A 14,150-nucleotide genomic window follows, 5' to 3' on the forward strand; every position below is an offset into this window, starting at 1 on the left:
GAATCCCAGCAAAGAAGGCCCATGACAACAGCCACCCTGCACGCTCGTGTCCTGATCGTCGGCGCCGGTCCAGTCGGCATGACCCTGGCATGCGAACTGCGCACCGCCGGCGTCGAGGTCGACATCATCTCCCATACCCGCCGCCACAGCCCGCACTCGCGAGCCACCATCATCTGGCCCCGCGTCCTGGAGCTGCTCGACCGCGTCGGCATCGCCGAACCCATCATTGCTCGCGGCCACTACTTCGACCAGATGAACTACTACTCCGGCAAGCACCGGATCGGCCTCATCCGCTTCGACAGGCTCCCCGACATCCAGTACCCGTTCGCCGTCACCTGCCCACAGTGGAAGATCGAGCAGGCCATCGAGGATCGACTGACCGCCCTCGGCGGCCACATCGCTTACGACCACGAATTCATCGCCGGCAACCAGACCCCCGACAGCGTCACCTGCACCATCAAAGAACCCGACGGCCAATGTGTCGAGCGCACATACAATTTCGTCATCGGCGCCGACGGATACCACTCCGCAGTGCGCGACGCGTTCGGTTTCCAATTCGCCGGCGAAACTCTGCGCACCCGGCTAGCCATCACCGACGCCCATATCCTCGGAGAAACCACCAGCAGCGAAGCCGCCTACTACCTCACCCGCGGCGGGAACATGGTTCTCGCCCCACTGGGAGACGGCGTCTTCCGCGTCGGCACCACCGTGCCCGACAACTACACCGGACCCGACCAGCCCACCCGCGCGTTCTTCGAAGACATGCTCCGACAGCGCGTCCCAGGCCAACGCAGACTCGGCGAGATGCGGTTCAGCGGAATCTTCAACGCCAACATCCGCGCCGCCAGCACCTACAGCCGCGGGCGCGTCATTCTTTGCGGCGACTCCGCCCACTCGATGAGTCCCTCTGGGGCCCAAGGACTCAACACAGGCCTGCAGGACGCCGCCAATCTCGGCTGGAAACTCGCCGGTGTCATCGAAGGCCGCTTTCCCCAACGGCTGCTGGAAACCTACGATCAGGAGCGCCGGCCCGCCGTCGCGACGGTCTCGCGTCTATCGACCACCTTGGCCCGTGTCGGGCTCTACAGCTCCACCCCCAAAATCCTCGCCCGCGACACCCTCTACCGCCTCGGCACAGCAACCGGCATGCTCGAACGCCACCTCGCGCCGCGCCTGGCCCAAACCACCACCTGCTACGGCCCCACGCCCAAACCCGGTGTCCTCACCGTCGGGCAACGGCTCCCCCTACGATGGCGTACCACCTCCGCCGAGCCGGTCCTGGACCTGCACCGGTACACCATTCTGCTCTCGCCGGGCCGAACCTACCGCTGGCAGCAATGGCATGACTTCGCCACCGACATCGAAGACCGCCACAGCACCGACGCCCGCGTGATCAACCTCGCCGGCCGCCCACCGGGAAACCTGACACCCCTGCTGCCCGTCGAACCGGTCGTGCTCCTAGCCCGGCCGGACGGCCACCTCGAGCACGTCCTGCAGCCCGACCTCAGCGCCCGCGCCGACGACAGCCGCCACGCGATCGCAATGGCCCTCTCCTCGCTCGTACACCGGCCCCACAACGACGTAGCCGATGCCCGAATCTCACTGTCCGCCAACCGAAAGGAAATCCGATGACCCGCGTTACCCTGCCCCCGATTGAGTCATTCACCGACGAGCAGCGCACCGTCTATGACCGGTTCCAGTCCAACCTCACCCGCGCGCTACTGCTGACCAAGCAATCGGCTGCTCCTCACCTCGACCTCGGCGCCGCGTTCACCGAGGGACTGCTCAGCGACCTGGACCGCGAGGTCATCGTCCTTCGCGTGGCCTACCTGCGCAACAGCGCGTTCGAACGGCACTTGCACCTGCATCTGGCGCTCAAGTCAGGCCTGTCCACCGAGGACATCGCCGACATCGAAAGCGGATTCGTCACCAAGATGCCCGCCGAGCGCGCTGCATTGGTCCGCTACGTCGATGACTGCATCCTGCAGCACGCGGCCAGCGAGGGCAGTTTCGCTGATCTGCGGCGCTACTACTCGGTCCGTGAGATCGCAGAAATCACCCACCTGGCCGGCCACGCAGCGCTCACCGCCATGTACTTGGCCAGCCTGCAGATTCCCCTCGATGACGACATCGCCTCTTGGGACAACCTCGCCGATATCGCCGCCGCCGATACGCACTGAGATAAGGAGTTTCACCGGATGAGCGCCATGACATACGCCAAGCTGGGCAATTCGGGACTGACTGTCTCGCGGATCGGGCTGGGATGCATGAGCTACGGCGACCCCGATCGTGGCGCTCATTCGTGGACGCTCACCCGCGACCGCGCGCTGCCGCTGCTACGGGACGCGTACGAGGCCGGCATCAACTTCTTCGACACCGCCAACATCTACTCCCTTGGCCACAGCGAAGAAATCCTCGGCGAAGCGATCGCCGAGTTCGGCCGCGACAACGTTGTCGTGGCCACCAAAGTCTTCGAAACCATGAACCCGGCAAATCCGTTGTCGGGCGGTCTATCCCGGCGCAGCATCCTAACCGAAGTCGATGCCAGCCTGCGCCGCCTCAACACCGACTACATCGACCTGTACATCATCCATCGCTGGGATCCCCGCACCCCTATCGTCGAAACAATGGCAGCCCTCGACTCGCTCGTACGCGCCGGCAAAGTTCGGTACCTGGGGGCATCGTCGATGTACGCCTGGCAGTTCTCCAAAGCCCAGCATTCCGCAACACACAATGGATTAACGCCCTTCATCAGCATGCAGAATCACTACAACCTTCTCTACCGCGAAGAGGAACGTGAAATGCTGCCGCTGTGCAGCGACCTTGACGTTGGACTAACGCCATGGAGCCCACTAGCGCGCGGAAAACTCGCACGGAGCGCTTCACGTGAACAAACCGCGCGCGCCTCAAAGGATCCAATCCTGGACCGCTTCTACACCCGCACCGCCGATATGGACGCTCCCGTCATCGACGCCGTTGCCAACGTCGCGCGGGAACACGGCGCGTCCATGGCCAGCATTGCCTTGGCCTGGCTGCTCCAACGCCCCCAAGTCGTCTCACCGATCGTGGGCGTTACCCGCCCCCATCACCTCGCCGACGTTGTCACCTCACTCGAGGTCAGGTTCACGGATGATCAGACCAAACAGCTTGAATCGCAGTATGTTCCGCATGAAGTTGCAGAACTAGGCGACCCAGCCACCACGACCACGGTCCGCATTTAGTCTTGACTGGACCCCGCTCGCTAGACGAACCAACTGCGCTACCGCCCCTTCGCGAAGATCGCGGGTGGCTGGCCCACCGGCCTGCCGGGAATGCCGACGCCAATGTCCTCCCCCGGGCCGTCGACATGCCGGCTCTGACACGTCGCCGACGGATCGGCCACGTGAGATCGTCGCGCGCCCTGACGCCACGAGAGCGCGCCGTCGTTCGACCGTTGTCGGACCGAAAAGGAGGGCTCCCGCCGAAATGGACATCAAAGCAAGCCGCACCACCGCCAATCACCCCGACGACTTCGTGGTGCTTTGTCATCGGCCTCCGCCTGATCAAGTTGTGGCGGTTCAGAGAATGGTGGCCGGTGCTCACCAGCGCGTTCGCCATGACCAAGGGGGCCCTCGCGCTGCCGAACACGCCGCTCCTGAACTCAAACACCGTCTGGTCACAGAACGATCGGCGGTTGCTCTTCTTCGTCCAGCACTGGCGCTCGTTCGACGAGCTGATGGCGTGGGCGAACAATAGCGACCTGCAGCACAAACCGGCGAAAATGGCATTCGTCAAACGGACCGCCTACAACGGAAACGTCGGAGTTTGGCACGAGGCATACAAGGTGCAGGCGGGACAGTTCGAGGCAATCTACGCGAACATGCCACGAATAAGCTTGGCGTCGGCCGGAATTCAGCGCGATCTGCGCGGTTCCTCGCGGGGACACGACCGCGTGGGAGATCCGGCAGCGCACTGATAGGGCGTGCCGGTCTCACCCGCAGAGCGGCCGCCAAACCTCCCTCATCTCGGGAGTGTCAAGGATCAACCGAAGTAGACGTAAAGCATCAGCCGAAACACTGTCAGGCATCAACCGAAGACGAAACGTCAACCATCAGCCGACGTCATACAGCCTCTAAGTAGGGCTGTCGGGGCTCGAACCCGCGACCAAGGGATCATGAGTCCGTTTTCACCGCCCTATTTCCCCTAGTAAGCGGCTGGTGCTGCTCCGCAAAATGCCTGCTAAACAATGTTTTCGGCGTCGCGAGGGCGGGTTCCGGTCGGGCTCCGGTAAGCCCCTAGCCGCCGGGGTAACGCCGGGATTCTCTGAGTTGGACATGGCCTCGTCTGCCGCCAGTAAGCTGGCAAGTCCTATGTGGCCTCGGCCGCGCGGTGGGGCCATAGCTCAGTGGTAGAGCGCTCGATTGCGGATCGAGAGGCGGGAGTTCAATTCCCCTTAGGCCACTAGTAGTACCGCAGTTGGAACGGCGTCCAGGCATCGTCCTTCTCAAGCGTCACGACGCCGTGGCCATCGACCGCCCACAGCCTGAACCCGCGTGTGCCGAGAGCAAACCGATCCCTCCGAAGCCCCAGCTTCCACCGTCTCCCGTTCCAACAGGGAGGCGCTTCGCCGCCTGATTGCCGAAACCAGTCGGGCATACCAACGTTTTCTTGGTACCACGCCATGAGTTCGGCACCCTTGATCGTTAGTTCGTCGATGAGCTCCTGGCTGAGTTCATTGATTTGCTCCCAGAACCAGCTCGCGAAGAGGCCCGCCGCGTTCACGTATCTTTCGATGGTTGGGGCAAGGTCGAAATATTGCGGCAACTTCTTCAGATAGGCCTTGCCGGGAGCCGTCCACCCGCTCCATCTGAGAAGTTTGTCCCGGTCGAGCTGCAGCGTATTTACTAGGACCGTACCGGGCACGGCCTGCGACCAGGACAACTGAGCGCCAAGGCTCGGGACCGGTATCGAGTAGTGGGTGCAATAGTTCCGAAGCTTCGTCATGAACACACCTTCGCCGGTCTCGAATGCCTCGGCGAGCTTCTTGGAATAGACCTCTGTCTCAAACTCAGACAGACCGTCGTTCGTCGGTAGCGCTTGTTTGCATGTTGGACACCGTTCCGTCTTGCGTTCGGTCGGCCAACGGTGACGCATGACGACCCGCTGCGAATCAATAACCGAGGTAACGGAAGTGAGGTAGTTGTGAAGCAACCTCACAAGCTCGTTCACGTAATCTTCGGAAATTTCCTTCGCGATCTGCGGCGAGGTTAAGAACTGTCCAATGTGGGCGGCAAGGTCAGACGCGTTCCTGGTGAAGACGTGCAGGCACCGTTTGAGTGCTTCGAGGTCTTCCTTCAATGTGAATCCAAGCAGGGACTCTAGGTGCGCCCGCCGCTGACCTAGCACTACATCGAATGACGATTGCGCAGAGCCCCCTGTCACGCCTTCAATCTATCAGGTTGGTCACATGCGCGGACTCTAATTCGCTTTCCTCCCAAAGAGACTCACGACGTTGCTCGGCAGCGCCGTCATCGGCTCCGCTTTGGCCGAGGCCTTGGGTTCAGGTAGCGGGTTGGCCGTTGGCCGCGCCCCATCGGCGGCCGGGCTGTAGTCGCCGTACACGTCCAAGGTGAGGTGTAGGTCGAGTGGCCCAGCCAATTGATCACCTGCATGAAGTGCACGCCCGCACTTTGAACACGAGACCGAGAGTGCACCAGTGGAGCTTTACCGTTGTGCTTTACCGTCGCTGGGGCGATGCCTCGCGCGATCAAGTCCGCACGGAACTGCTCGCACTCAATCGACGTAATCGACGCGATGGCCCGACTACCAAATGCTGGGGTGCGGGACGGCGGTCCCTAGCCTCAGGCCGGGTGCGGGCCGCCGCCCTTACCGCTTGCCATGGTTCCCTTCAGACGCCCGCCCTGGTTTGAGTCTTACTGCTGGCCCCCACCTAGACGTGCGTCGGCTCGGTCGAGTGCACGCATCAAAAGACTCGCCGTTGCGAGCATCTCCATTGCCTCTTGCTCGTCGGTCAGTAGCGATGGGCCATGTCCACGCGTATTGCGTAATGCCTGCGCTCCGCCCATGAACAAGAACTTGAAACCCTCACGCTCGTCAGCTTTTTGGCTCGCGTCAGCGCGATCTGATGTGACATCGAGCTGAGGATTCTGCTCGTTGAATACTGCCGTCATCAACCGCTTGCCGATGTCGGCGTGCCCAGTCAACGTCTTAACTCGGTCTTCAATCACCTTGAACGCGTTGAAGACTGCGTCGTCGTAGTGGCGACTGGCGATTTGGGAACCGCTACTCGCAGAAACCAAGGGGTGCAGACCAGGAAGGCTTACAGGCGTCGGCTGTCGGAGCGGGGCTCGACCAGACACTACGTCGTACTTGGCGCTGGTGTGATCAAGAAGATCGTCACCGAATGGACTTTGATTCACCTGAACGTCCCGCAGACGCATAGTTTTCTGCTTGCCGTTCGGCAGCGTGTCGGTCACTTCGTCGCCGTCCTCGACATCCGCGTCAACCGCGAAGGTGAGCCCGTGCTCGCTCCCCATGTCCAGGGCTTGGATGTCGAATTCGATCACCGAGCCCTCGTCCGCTATGCGGCGCAGCTTCATAGTCTTGCCGTCTATGTCGTGCGGAAGCATCCGCTGTTTCCTCCTAGAAGTTGGCGGCACTCAATACACACAGCGTATTGACGGCCACCGACACTTTTCGGCGTGTCGCCCTCAGTGGTCACATACCTGTTCGGCACCGGGGCGTGGAGTTGTGCCTGCGGCCGGGCTTGAACCGGGGCTTTCGCGGAGAAGGGTGACGGATCCGCCGGTCTCACCCCGTCGGGGTGACGCCGGGGCGGCGGGCCTGAACGGGGTACCGAAATACCCCATTCAGACCGCCTAACAGGGCCTACATGGTAGGGCGGGCGGGGCTCGAACCCGCGACCAAGGGATTATGAGTCCCCGGCTCTAACCAACTGAGCTACCGCCCCATCGCGAAGATCGCGGCCACCATGGTCGCATGTCGCCGCGGAGCGACGCTCCACGGGCTGATAATCGACGTCGTAGGGAAGGGACAGCATGGCGACCGACGAGCTGGGCACCGGATTGCCGTGGGTCGACGCCATCGCGGCGTCGTTTCCCCAGCATTCGTTCGACGCGTTCCACACCCGCGACCTGCCCGCATTCAACGCCCGGCACGGCGCCCTCGTCGTCGACGACCTGGCCGGTGTTCCGCCGCTCGCCTTCCAGCTCCCGGACGGCACGACCTACACCTGGCGCGCGACGCCAACGGGAGTGGAAACAGGCGCAGCCGACGGCAACGCCCCCACCCTCGTCGAGCTCGACGAGACCACGTTCTCGGCGTTCCTGCACCGACTGCTGTCAGCCTCCGGCGCCGTCCGCACCGGCCGGGCGCGTCTGGCCCGGGGCACGCTGCAGGACTGGCAACGCTGGGAGCCCGCCATCCAGACCCTGCTGAGCGGTGTCCCGATCTACACGTCCGCGGTGCGGGACACTCTCATCGACCGTGACGGCCGGCCGCTCGACCTGAACCAGACCTTCACCATCAACGACGACATCGACGACCTGCGCCACTTCTTCAACGTCGCCGGCTACCTGCACATCCGTGGCGTCTACAGCCCCGACGAAATCGCCGCGTGGGGCGCCGAGGTCGAGAAAGTCCGAGCCACGAGTACGCCGGGCGACCCGTTCTCGTGGTGGTCGCTGAACTCCAGCGGATCCGAAATCGTCACGCGCATCAACTATCTGGGCCGCTACTCCGACGTCCTGCAGGCGCTGTGTACGGAACCACGAACGACCGCGTACGCCCGCCTGGCCGGCGCGGACCTCCGGGTCTGCGACGACCGGCTCGACGGGCCAATGGTTTTCATCAAGAACTCCGACGTCGTCAAGGGAGACGGCGATCTCGGCTGGCACGTCGATGACGGCATCGGCGGGCACCCCGTCATGTGCCCCCTCATCCAGGCGGGCATTCAGCTCGATCGGGCCAACGCGGCCAACGGCCAATTGATGGTGCTGGCCGGGTCGCACCGCTACACCAAGCACTGGCTCCAATGGGGACATGAGGGCGATCTCCCCGTCGTCAAGCTCGACACCGAACCCGGCGATCTCACCCTGCATTACGGCGACATCTTGCACAGCACTCCCCCGCCGACCGCGCCGAATGCCGGGCGCAGGGTCCTGTACTACAAGTTCGCCGAGGAAAAGACCTTCGGATGGATTCCGGCGGGCTGCCACTACAACGACGCGCTCTTCCGCGCCGACGCCGCCGGCAAGGTATCCAGCCGCGCCGCAACACACTGACGGCGGGCACGCGGGCGACGCCAGGCATCATGTTGAGCGTGACCAGTTCTCACTCGTTCGACCAAGCCCTGGACCTGCAGCCCGTCGATGACACGCGCATGCGCGGCAGCACTCAACCGGACTGGGCGAACATGGTCGGCCCGTTTGGCGGGGTCACGGCCGCGACACTGTTGCATGCGGTCGAACTGCGGCCGGACCGCATCGGTGAACCGTTGGCCCTCACCGTCAACTACGCGGCACCCATCGCCGACGGCGAGTTCGACATCACGCTGAAGGCCGCCCGCACCAACCGGACCAACCAACACTGGATCGCCGAACTCAGCCAAGACGGTGACATCAAGACCACGGCGACCATGGTCTTCGGCGTCCGTCGGGACACGTGGTCGGACGACGAGTCGCGGATGCCGAGCGTGCCGGGACCCGAGGGACTCGCCATGAGCGGCCCGCCCCTGCCGTGGGTCAGCCAGTACGACATGCGCTTCGTCGAAAACCCTTTTCCGGCAGAGGATGCCCAGCCCAGTGAGTCGTCGAGAACGACGCTATGGGTGCGGGACGCGAACCAACGGGGCCTCGACTTCGCCGCGCTCGCTGCGATGTCCGACATCTTCTATCCGCGGGTTTTCCTGCGGCGCGGCGGCTTCTTCCCGGCCGGCACCATCTCGCTGACCACGTACTTCCACGCCAACGGACACGAGCTCGAGAACATCGGTGGTGACTACGTCTTGGGCAGCGCTCACGCAAACCGCTTCTCGGACGGCTACTTCGACCAGAGCGCCCACGTGTGGACCCGCGACGGTGCGCTGCTGGCCAGCACCCATCAGATCGTCTACTTCAAGGGCTGACGCGCGCACAGCGTCACCGCGAGACCGTCCTTCAGGCTCCGCGTTTGCGCCCGAAGGACGCGCGCCCGTTACGTCGCACCATCGCCACGGTGGTCGCGATACGGCCACGCTTGACGTCGGGCTGCAGACCGGCACCGAGGCGGTGGAGTTGATCGGTGTGCCAACTGAGATCCAGCAGCCCATCCATCGACTTGAGATCGACGACCCGCCCGACCACGGGCGGCATGCCGTACCGAATGGTGTGCGAGGTAAGAGCTTCCGTGTGACCAGCCAGGATTTGTTGGGCGGCGTCGGTGGTGGTCGCGGTGGGCCGTCCGAGACCGATGACATCGCATTCGCCGTTGGAGACGGCATCGTGCATCGCGGCGCGCGACCGGAATCCACCGGTAACGGCCAGCGGCACATCACCAATCAACTCGCGCACAGTGCGGGCGTACTCGAGGAAGTAGGCCTCGCGGGCCCTAGTGCTCTCCGCGGCAGCGCCCATCATGGCGGGTTGTTCATAGCTCCCGCCACTGATCTCGATGAGGTCCAGTCCTTCCGAGGCGACCGCCGCCAGCACGCCGCGGGATTCGTCTTCGCTGAATCCGCCACGCTGGAAGTCCGCTGAATTGAGTTTGAGCGCAACGGCAAAACTCGGCGAGACCCGGCTGCGGATGCGGCGGATGATCTCGACCAGGAAGCGCATCCGCCGTTGCGGGTCACCGCCCCACTCATCGTCGCGCTGATTCGACAACGGCGACAGGAACTGCGCGACGAGATAGCCATGCGCGCCATGAATCTCGACGCCGTCGAAACCTGCTGTCTCGCAGACCGCAGCGGTCGTCGCGAAGCGGTCGATGATGTCCTCGATCTCGCCGGATGTCAGCTCGCGTGGGGTTGACGCACCAGGAAAGTTGAGCGGAACCGCGCTGGGCGCAACAGGAACATGGCCGAGTGCAAGCGGATTGGATTGACGCCCAGGGTGATTGATCTGCACGAAGATGGGGACGCCGGCATCCTTGGTCGTCTTGGCCCACCGCGACAGCGCGTCGAGGTCGCGCTCGTCCTCGATGACGACGTTGCCCGGTTCGCCCAGTTGCGTACGGTCGACCATCACGTTGCCGGTGACGATCAAGCCGTAGCCGCCGCTGCCCCACGCGGTGTACAGCCTTTCGAGACGCTCATCGGGCGCGTTGCGCTTGGTGCCGAGCGCTTCGCTCAGGGCGGCCTTCATGATTCGGTTCGGCAGCACCAGACCGCAGGGCAGGGTCAACGGGTCGTGCAACGCGGTCACGGACTGGTCCTCTCGTCGGCCATCAGATGTTCGGGCGCAAGCGAAATCATCGGGCGCGCGGTCGCAGTATATCGATCGGTATACCGACCGCGACGCTAGTACACCGAATGGTATATTTCAAGGCGTGCGGGTACGCGAACGTCTCATCGCGGCGACAGCGTCGCTGATGCGGTGCCATGGCGTCGCAGGGACGGGCATCGCCGGAATCGTCGATACCAGCGGCATCACCCGACGCTCGATCTACGTCAACTTTCCGGGCGGCAAGGCCGAACTTGTCGCTGCCGCAACGCGTTCGGCGGGCGATGAGTTGGCGGCGATATTGCGCGACAACATGTCGGGGCCCGATCCGGTCGCGGCCTTCGCCAGGATTTGGGCCGAACATCTCATCGAGACGAATTTCGAGGGCGGCTGCGCGATCGTCGCCGCGGCGACGAGCCGGGACGAAGCACCCGAGGCGGCCGACGCCGCTGCCGAGGTGTTTGCGGACTGGGTCCAACTGATCGCCTCGCGACTAACCGAAGCGGGCATCAAACCCCAAGTCGCGCAATCGCTGTCAACCACCATTGTCGCCGCGATGGAAGGCGCAGTGGTGATGGCACGCGCCGCGCAGTCGACGACCCCGCTGGACCTGGTCTCCCAGCACATCAGCGAACTCGTCGCAGCGCACCTCCCCCGGGGTGCATCGCGAAAGCGGTCAGCGGTCTAGAGCACGAGAAGACGGCACCGCCTCAGGAGAACACCGGCTGACCGTCAGCTCCCAGCAGATACCGCTCGGCGCCTTCGGAGACCCGGGGTGCGTCGCCACCCAACGCCACAGCGACCTTGTTGATGGCGTTGCGCATGACGTCGAGCGTGATCTCGGTGGCCTCGGCGTCGGAGAAGTGCGCCCGCACGCCGGCGGCCACCTCGGCCGGAATCCGCGCCGGCGTCCACACCAACGCGTCGACATAGCGCAGCGCCACCTTCTGCCGCTCGTCGAGCAGCGTTGACGACTCGTACAGTTCGATCTCGGAGTACAGGGACTCGTTGCCGCCGGCGTCCAGCGCGGTGCCCTCGCGCAACGACTTACACAGCCGGCAGTTGTGGGCGGCCGCTCCGCGCAGCCGCACCACCTCGGTCATCACCGGATCGAGCTCGCGCCGCGCCCCGACCGAGCTGGCGAACCGGTTCAGCAGCAGGTCCACCGGATCGGTGGCGTGGTCCCAGCCGTCGGGGTCGGCTACCGGCGGCAGCCCCAAAGCGGCGAATCCGGACCGCACCCGCGGCACGAAATCGGCAATGAACATCAGCGCCACGATACGAAAACTATTGGCGCCCAGCGCTGCAGTGAGCTGTCCTCGCTGGGCCACAGAAATCACCGACACATCGGTGCTGAACTGCTCGGCGAAGTCGGCCACCAGCGGCTCGGCGTCGGACACCGGCCCGAACACCTCTTCATAGGGCAACGCGGCCAGGCTCAAGGTCTCGGCACACGTCTGCCGCATCACCGCATTGAGCCGGCGATCGGCGGGTGGCGACAATGCGATCAGGGCCGTCAGTAGATCCTCCACGCTGTGGATTATGGCCGCGATGAGACCATCGACGCATGGGTTCGACCGTCTCAGCCGCATTCGCCTCCGACAACGCTGCTGGCGCCCACCCACGGGTGATCGAGGCCATCGTCGACGCCAACCGGGGCTCGGTGAGCTCGTACGGCACTGACCCCAGCACAGAACGTGCAGCACAGGCCCTCCGAGCAGCCTTCGAGGCCCCCGACGCCGACGTGCTGTTCGCGCTGACGGGTACCGCAGCCAACGTCATCGCGCTGGCCTCCGCCGTACAGCCGTGGCAGGAGATTCTGTGCAGCGACATCGCGCACTCGTTGCTCGACGAAGCCGGCGGACCCGTGCGACTGTCCGGCGCGCAGCTGACTCCCCTACCCAGTGATGATGGCCTGATCTCGCCACAGGAACTCGATCGGCACATCGCCCGCCGCGGGCCGGTGCACCACTCGCAGCCGCGCATCGTCACCATCACCCAGTCCACCGAGAACGGCCGCGTCTGGTCACCCGCCGCGCTGGCGGACTTCATCGACTACGCCCACCAGCACGACCTGCTGGTCCACGTGGATGGCTCGCGCGTCGCCAATGCGATTGCCGCGCTGGACGTCCGCCCGTGCGACGCCATCGGAGACGCCGACATCGTGACCGTCGGCGGCACCAAGAACGGCATGCTGTTCGGCGACGCCGTGTTGGTCCGTAGACGCGAGCACTTTCCCGGAATTCACTTCGTACAGAAGCAAATCGGTCACCTGGCCAGCAAGCACCGCTTCATCTCGGCCCAGTTCGAGGCGATGCTGCGCGACGACCTCTGGTTGCAGACCGCAGCCCACGCCAACCGTCTCGCCGCGACATTGAGCGCCGGGATCGTCGAGGCCGGCCTGCAGTTGGCCTCGCCCACCGAGGCCAACGAAGTGTTCGTCATCCTCGACGCCGCGACGACGGCCCGCGTCCGGCAACGCTTCGCCGTCCATGCTCCCGACCCAATGCGACCCATCGTCCGGTTCGTCTGCTCCTGGGCCACCAGCGACGAGGACGTCGCCGCGGCCCTGAAAGTCATTGGGCCTGACTGACCGATGACATGTGGAAGTCCAGAATCCGCAGCGACGGCATCTGGGGCGTATTGCCTCGGCGGGAGATGCTGATTCCTTGTGCAATGAGCCGTTGGACGGCAGTGCCGGGCTATGCCGTTCCTAGCCGTAGTTTGTCAGCGAAATCGACTACGAGCATGAGGAACTCAGCGATCTTGTTGTTGTCTTCCTCGAAGTCTGCCACCAGATTCGACATATCGTCTGTCGCGTTTGGTTCGCGGTAGGCGTCGATATTCTTCTGTACGAGTTCGCGCTTCTCACGGATCTGCTCTCGTTTCTCGCGGACGTCCTTGCCGATCGAGAGGATTGACACCGCGATGCCCACGCCCGGCACAGACTTCAGCAGCTCTTCTGTTGTCTTCAAAGCTATTTCGGTGGCCGTCGCTTTCCCGACTGTCTTGATCCAGCCGGGTTCTGCGTCGGCGCCCCGCCGTGTCGGGTCGCTGACGAATAGAAATGTCACAAGCAGGTTCAGCCGCGCTATGAGTAGGTTCGCGGCCTCCTCCGCGGTCGCGGCTACTTCATCCGTGGCGACGAGGGCGCTCTCCATGAGGGCCGCTCTGAGCTGCTTTCCCTCTTTCAGGCGCTTACTGGCTGGGAGCCCCTGGGTGAGTGCATCATCGATTTGAGCGAGGGTTTCTTCATCTGTCCTGCCGCCGGTGCGGTCAAGTGCGTCCCTGATCTTTGTGACTGCATCGATGAGTGCGTGCAGCGGACTGTCCAGACCCTGCGCCTCATCTTCCACGGTCTGCACAATCCGTTTCGCGAGGTCCATCAGGGTGTGCTGCAGGCCCCCGAACAGGTCTCCGACGATTACTGCGAGTGGCTCCCACAATTCGTCGAAGTGGTCGAGTTCAAATCTGAGGACCCTCACGGCCTCGGTGCGGGCTGGGCTCACAGTCGCCTTGTTCAGCCACTCGAGGCGATCCAACGTTGCCTTCGTGAGCTGTTGGCCATCGGTGTTGTAAGTCGTCAGAGCTTGGACCAAACTAGCTCTGCCTGATTCGAGTCGAGCGAATACCGCGGTGACCGGTTCGCTGCTATCAGTTGACGATTCGCCGTTTGTCATTGCGACCCCGCTTCGCCCCGCGCCGGGCTGG

General features: G+C 63.8%; 14 protein-coding genes and 1 tRNA gene. 8 read left to right on the top strand and 7 right to left on the bottom strand.

Annotation, left to right across the window (positions count from 1 at the left end):
• The first annotated feature begins 21 nt into the window (after positions 1-21).
• From ACNO8X_RS22080 to ACNO8X_RS22095, 4 genes are all read left to right on the top strand, one after another.
• On the top strand, positions 22-1,632 hold the full coding sequence (locus ACNO8X_RS22080; RefSeq protein ID WP_418002719.1) for an FAD-dependent monooxygenase: 1,611 nt from the start codon (positions 22-24) through the stop codon (positions 1,630-1,632).
• Positions 1,629-2,180 carry a carboxymuconolactone decarboxylase family protein gene (locus tag ACNO8X_RS22085; RefSeq protein ID WP_418002720.1) on the top strand — a complete coding sequence of 184 codons (552 nt, stop codon included), beginning with the start codon at positions 1,629-1,631 and terminating at the stop codon, positions 2,178-2,180. Before ACNO8X_RS22080 ends, ACNO8X_RS22085 begins: the two co-directional genes overlap by 4 nt.
• An 18-nt stretch (positions 2,181-2,198) precedes the next feature.
• Positions 2,199-3,221, top strand: coding sequence for an aldo/keto reductase (locus ACNO8X_RS22090; RefSeq protein ID WP_418002721.1), 1,023 nt, complete (start codon positions 2,199-2,201; stop codon positions 3,219-3,221).
• A 125-nt stretch (positions 3,222-3,346) separates the two neighbouring features.
• Complete coding sequence (locus tag ACNO8X_RS22095; protein WP_418002722.1) at positions 3,347-3,955, top strand: monooxygenase family protein; 609 nt, start codon at positions 3,347-3,349, stop codon at positions 3,953-3,955.
• A gap of 485 nt (positions 3,956-4,440) precedes the next feature.
• Here ACNO8X_RS22095 and ACNO8X_RS22100 read toward each other — a convergent pair whose 3' ends face one another.
• The 4 genes from ACNO8X_RS22100 to ACNO8X_RS22115 all read right to left on the bottom strand — a co-directional run bounded on the left by ACNO8X_RS22100 (position 4,441) and on the right by ACNO8X_RS22115 (position 6,970).
• On the bottom strand, positions 4,441-5,337 hold the full coding sequence (locus ACNO8X_RS22100) for a hypothetical protein (protein ID WP_418002723.1): 897 nt from the start codon (positions 5,335-5,337) through the stop codon (positions 4,441-4,443).
• Between the two features lie 120 nt (positions 5,338-5,457).
• Positions 5,458-5,637 (bottom strand): hypothetical protein, encoded by a 180-nt coding sequence (locus tag ACNO8X_RS22105; protein ID WP_418002724.1) that lies wholly within the window; start codon positions 5,635-5,637, stop codon positions 5,458-5,460.
• Positions 5,638-5,912: 275 nt separating this feature from the next.
• Positions 5,913-6,629, bottom strand: a complete 717-nt coding sequence (locus ACNO8X_RS22110) for a TIGR02391 family protein (protein WP_418002725.1) — start codon at positions 6,627-6,629, stop codon at positions 5,913-5,915.
• A gap of 264 nt (positions 6,630-6,893) precedes the next feature.
• A tRNA-Ile gene (locus ACNO8X_RS22115) sits at positions 6,894-6,970 on the bottom strand.
• Positions 6,971-7,058: 88 nt separating this feature from the next.
• Here ACNO8X_RS22115 and ACNO8X_RS22120 point away from each other — a divergent pair.
• Together ACNO8X_RS22120 and ACNO8X_RS22125 are read left to right on the top strand one after the other, a co-directional pair.
• The gene (locus ACNO8X_RS22120; RefSeq protein WP_418002726.1) at positions 7,059-8,303 is read left to right on the top strand and encodes a phytanoyl-CoA dioxygenase family protein; all 1,245 of its coding nucleotides are present in this window, start codon (positions 7,059-7,061) and stop codon (positions 8,301-8,303) included.
• A gap of 38 nt (positions 8,304-8,341) precedes the next feature.
• Complete coding sequence (locus ACNO8X_RS22125) at positions 8,342-9,145, top strand: acyl-CoA thioesterase (protein WP_418002727.1); 804 nt, start codon at positions 8,342-8,344, stop codon at positions 9,143-9,145.
• A gap of 31 nt (positions 9,146-9,176) precedes the next feature.
• On the opposite strand, the gene ACNO8X_RS22130 is transcribed toward ACNO8X_RS22125, so the two are convergent.
• The gene (locus ACNO8X_RS22130; protein WP_418002728.1) at positions 9,177-10,421 is read right to left on the bottom strand and encodes an NADH:flavin oxidoreductase/NADH oxidase family protein; all 1,245 of its coding nucleotides are present in this window, start codon (positions 10,419-10,421) and stop codon (positions 9,177-9,179) included.
• 124 nt (positions 10,422-10,545) lie between these two features.
• Here ACNO8X_RS22130 and ACNO8X_RS22135 point away from each other — a divergent pair, with 124 nt between their 5' ends.
• Positions 10,546-11,127: a TetR/AcrR family transcriptional regulator gene (locus ACNO8X_RS22135; protein ID WP_418002729.1), complete on the top strand. Its 582-nt coding sequence runs from the start codon at positions 10,546-10,548 to the stop codon at positions 11,125-11,127.
• 22 nt (positions 11,128-11,149) lie between these two features.
• On the opposite strand, the gene ACNO8X_RS22140 is transcribed toward ACNO8X_RS22135, so the two are convergent.
• Positions 11,150-11,992 (bottom strand): carboxymuconolactone decarboxylase family protein, encoded by an 843-nt coding sequence (locus ACNO8X_RS22140; protein ID WP_418005994.1) that lies wholly within the window; start codon positions 11,990-11,992, stop codon positions 11,150-11,152.
• A 14-nt stretch (positions 11,993-12,006) separates the two neighbouring features.
• Here ACNO8X_RS22140 and ACNO8X_RS22145 point away from each other — a divergent pair, with 14 nt between their 5' ends.
• The gene (locus ACNO8X_RS22145) at positions 12,007-13,032 is read left to right on the top strand and encodes a threonine aldolase family protein (protein WP_418002730.1); all 1,026 of its coding nucleotides are present in this window, start codon (positions 12,007-12,009) and stop codon (positions 13,030-13,032) included.
• Between the two features lie 109 nt (positions 13,033-13,141).
• Here ACNO8X_RS22145 and ACNO8X_RS22150 read toward each other — a convergent pair whose 3' ends face one another.
• Positions 13,142-14,119 carry a hypothetical protein gene (locus tag ACNO8X_RS22150; protein WP_418002731.1) on the bottom strand — a complete coding sequence of 326 codons (978 nt, stop codon included), beginning with the start codon at positions 14,117-14,119 and terminating at the stop codon, positions 13,142-13,144.
• Positions 14,120-14,150 lie beyond the last annotated feature (31 nt).

The sequence above is a fragment of the Mycobacterium sp. PDNC021 genome, assembly GCF_048282635.1.
GTDB lineage: Bacteria > Actinomycetota > Actinomycetes > Mycobacteriales > Mycobacteriaceae > Mycobacterium > Mycobacterium llatzerense.

Coding starts and splice junctions, on each gene's coding strand:
- ACNO8X_RS22080 (WP_418002719.1), top strand. CDS start 22: ATGACAACAGCCACCCTGCACGCTCGTGTCCTGATCGTCGGCGCCGGT.
- ACNO8X_RS22145 (WP_418002730.1), top strand. CDS start 12,007: ATGGGTTCGACCGTCTCAGCCGCATTCGCCTCCGACAACGCTGCTGGC.
- ACNO8X_RS22110 (WP_418002725.1), bottom strand. CDS start 6,629: ATGCTTCCGCACGACATAGACGGCAAGACTATGAAGCTGCGCCGCATA.
- ACNO8X_RS22120 (WP_418002726.1), top strand. CDS start 7,059: ATGGCGACCGACGAGCTGGGCACCGGATTGCCGTGGGTCGACGCCATC.
- ACNO8X_RS22090 (WP_418002721.1), top strand. CDS start 2,199: ATGAGCGCCATGACATACGCCAAGCTGGGCAATTCGGGACTGACTGTC.
- ACNO8X_RS22150 (WP_418002731.1), bottom strand. CDS start 14,119: ATGACAAACGGCGAATCGTCAACTGATAGCAGCGAACCGGTCACCGCG.
- ACNO8X_RS22085 (WP_418002720.1), top strand. CDS start 1,629: ATGACCCGCGTTACCCTGCCCCCGATTGAGTCATTCACCGACGAGCAG.
- ACNO8X_RS22095 (WP_418002722.1), top strand. CDS start 3,347: ATGCCGGCTCTGACACGTCGCCGACGGATCGGCCACGTGAGATCGTCG.